At 69.4% G+C, this 2,405-nt stretch carries 3 protein-coding genes and 1 pseudogene; all 4 read right to left on the bottom strand.

Features of this window, described 5'->3' with window-relative positions; genetic code table 11:
• Positions 1–101, bottom strand: a 101-nt coding sequence (locus A5652_RS27555; RefSeq protein ID WP_156745286.1) for an FAD-dependent oxidoreductase, incomplete at its 3' end; no start/stop codon positions are given.
• 92 nt (positions 102–193) lie between these two features.
• Positions 194–979: a hypothetical protein gene (locus tag A5652_RS11700; protein WP_067350861.1), complete on the bottom strand. Its 786-nt coding sequence runs from the start codon at positions 977–979 to the stop codon at positions 194–196.
• 72 nt (positions 980–1,051) lie between these two features.
• Positions 1,052–1,636: an RNA polymerase sigma factor SigM gene (gene sigM / locus A5652_RS11695; RefSeq protein WP_067350858.1), complete on the bottom strand. Its 585-nt coding sequence runs from the start codon at positions 1,634–1,636 to the stop codon at positions 1,052–1,054.
• 78 nt (positions 1,637–1,714) lie between these two features.
• Positions 1,715–2,405: pseudogene (locus A5652_RS11690) on the bottom strand (murein biosynthesis protein MurJ); the annotation flags it as partial.

Raw genomic sequence — 2,405 nt, 5'->3', positions numbered from 1 at the left:
ACCACCGGCGCCAACTGCGCCCGCGCCGCATACAACGCCGCGGTATACCCAGCAGGACCCGAACCAATAACGATCACGTCATGCACAGTGTCGGCGGTCATGAAAGCCTTTCCAGCGATTCGTCTTGGATCTGTGTAAACGCCAGCGTAGGCACGGCTGTTCCCGGATATGTCGCACCAGCTATGGCACCACATTAAGGGCGGGGGACCTGGGTGCTGGCCAGTAGGCCGGTATCGGCGGCGCTGCAATTGGGGGAGACCGCAAAGACGGCCAGGATGTGTGGGCTGTCGCCGGGTACCACCAGAACGACGCCGGGGCGGGCGTTGATCTCCACCGGGCGCGCACCCAGGATCTGCGTGGACGCCGGATAACCGAGGCCGGTGAGGCAAGAGGCGCGCCGCGCGGGGTCGTTGAGCGTTCCGTAGTCGGGGCCGCGGTCGAGCAGGCCGAAGATCTCGCTCTGGGAAAGTGGGACCTCCATCGGGGGTGTCGACAGCGTGATGTGCTGGACGTCGCCGGGGGTGTCTGGGACTGGTTCGGGAGCATGCAGGAGCGCAACGGTTCCGAAACCGATCGCGGAGAGTACCGCGCACACGCCCGCGGCCGCCGCGATGGCGCGGGCCGGACGGATGTGTGGGCGGGCGGAGTGGACGGCCGGCCCCTCCGCATCCCCGGAAGCGGGCTCCGCGGAGCACAGCGCCGCTGAAATCCGGTCAGTGACCTGCGGGGGCGGGTCGGGCGCGGAGCCCGGATCGGAACCGACGGCGGCGACGTCGCCGCGGACCCGATTCAGCGCACCCAGCACGGCGGCGGCATGCGGGTCGGCACGGACTTGACTGCGGACGCGGGCGGCGGCCTCGTCCTCGAGCAGGCCGGCCTGTAGGTCGGCGAGCAGTTCGACCGTGAGCGGTGGGTCCGATCCCGCGTTGCCGTCGCCCGCCGCATCGTCGTCCGCTGCATCGTCGTCCGCTGCGTTCATCGGACACAGTGTCCGTCATGCACGCGGCTATGGCCACGCATAGCGCCGCGCGGCCGGCTCCATGTCGAGCGGTCAGGGCTGGCCGGCTGCGTCTGGCAGGGCGTGCGTGCCGGCGTTGAGGTAGCCGAGCAGCTCGGCGAGCCGAACCCGGCCGCGAGCACACCGGCTCTTGATCGTCCCTTCGGCGACGCCGAGTAGGCGGGCGGTATCGGCCACCGAGTAACCCTGCATGTCGACGGCCACCACCGCGGCCCGTTGCTCGATGGGAAGCCGCATCAGGGCGCGCTGCACCGCCAACTTGGTCTCGACCTGAGCCGTGCGATCGGCCACCGGATAGATGTCTTCCAACGGCACGGTCGGGTGCGCTTTGGTGCGGCGCAGCCGGTCGAGACAGGCGTTGACAACGATGCGGTGTAGCCAGCTTCCGACGGCTGCGTCGTGTCGGAATGCGCCCGCGCCGCGGTGCGCGGACAGCATGGCATCCTGCAGGGCGTCTTCCGCGTCCTCGGCGGTGCGGGTGGTCAGCCGGGCAAGCCGGTGCAGGTGCCGCTGGTGACGGTGGAAGAGCTCGCCGAAGGCGTGACGGTCGCCGGCCACGTGGGCTGCCAGGAGTTCGGCGTCACTGCGCTCGTGCTTGGCGTTTCTCCCGAGGCCCACGGCCGGACATTAACCAATTGCCTATGGCGCGGCACTTCACTTCGAAGGGCTCATGTGAGTGGCCCGGTGGGCCGAGGATCAGGACGCGGCCTGGACTGTGATCTCCGAAAAACCGGCTTGGCTCTTGCCGCTGGTGGATCCCAGTGTGGAGATCCACACCAGCAGATTGGACGTCGGCGAGCCCGCCTTGACCGGGATCACGTTGTGCCCCGGCTTGAGCGTGAAGCCCGGGGCCAGCACGGTGGTGTCGTTGAGGCTGGACGGCGACGGTGAGGATGCCGCACGGATCTCGACCTTGGTCCCGCTGCTGGGGGTATCGATGCTGACTTGGCCGACCACGGTGGGGCTGGGCAGCTGCAACATCAGCCCCTCGCCCTGCTTGAAGCTGGGGAAAGGCACAGCGTCGGTGTACACCTCGGTGGCCCAGGCCGTCGAGGGATCGCCGTCGATGGCCTGCCCGGCGGTTCCCGCGTTGTCGGCGTCGCCGTCGGGGGAGAAGACCGTCGCTTTGGTGGGCTTGACGACGCTGCCCGCGGCCGCCGGCGGCGCGCTCGACGACGCCGGCGCGGACGACGAGGTGGAGGGCCCGTTCAGCCCGAGCTCGTCCTTATTGAGGCCACCGCCGACGTTGCCGAAGATCTTGCTCACGATCGACGCCAGTACCAGCAGGGCCACCACGATGACGGCCAGGGCCGCGCCGACCCCGATGAGCAGGTTGCGCCGCCGCCGGGCGAAGGCCGCGTGCTCCTGACCGGGTGAGATCGGAGCC

Source organism: Mycobacterium sp. 1165178.9 (genome assembly GCF_001673555.1).
GTDB lineage: Bacteria > Actinomycetota > Actinomycetes > Mycobacteriales > Mycobacteriaceae > Mycobacterium.
This window is presented reverse-complemented; position numbering and strand designations above follow the sequence as displayed.

What these genes read in the sequence shown, in the direction of transcription:
- A5652_RS11700 (WP_067350861.1), bottom strand. Translation starts at nt 979, where the DNA reads ATGAACGCAGCGGACGACGATGCAGCGGACGACGATGCGGCGGGCGAC.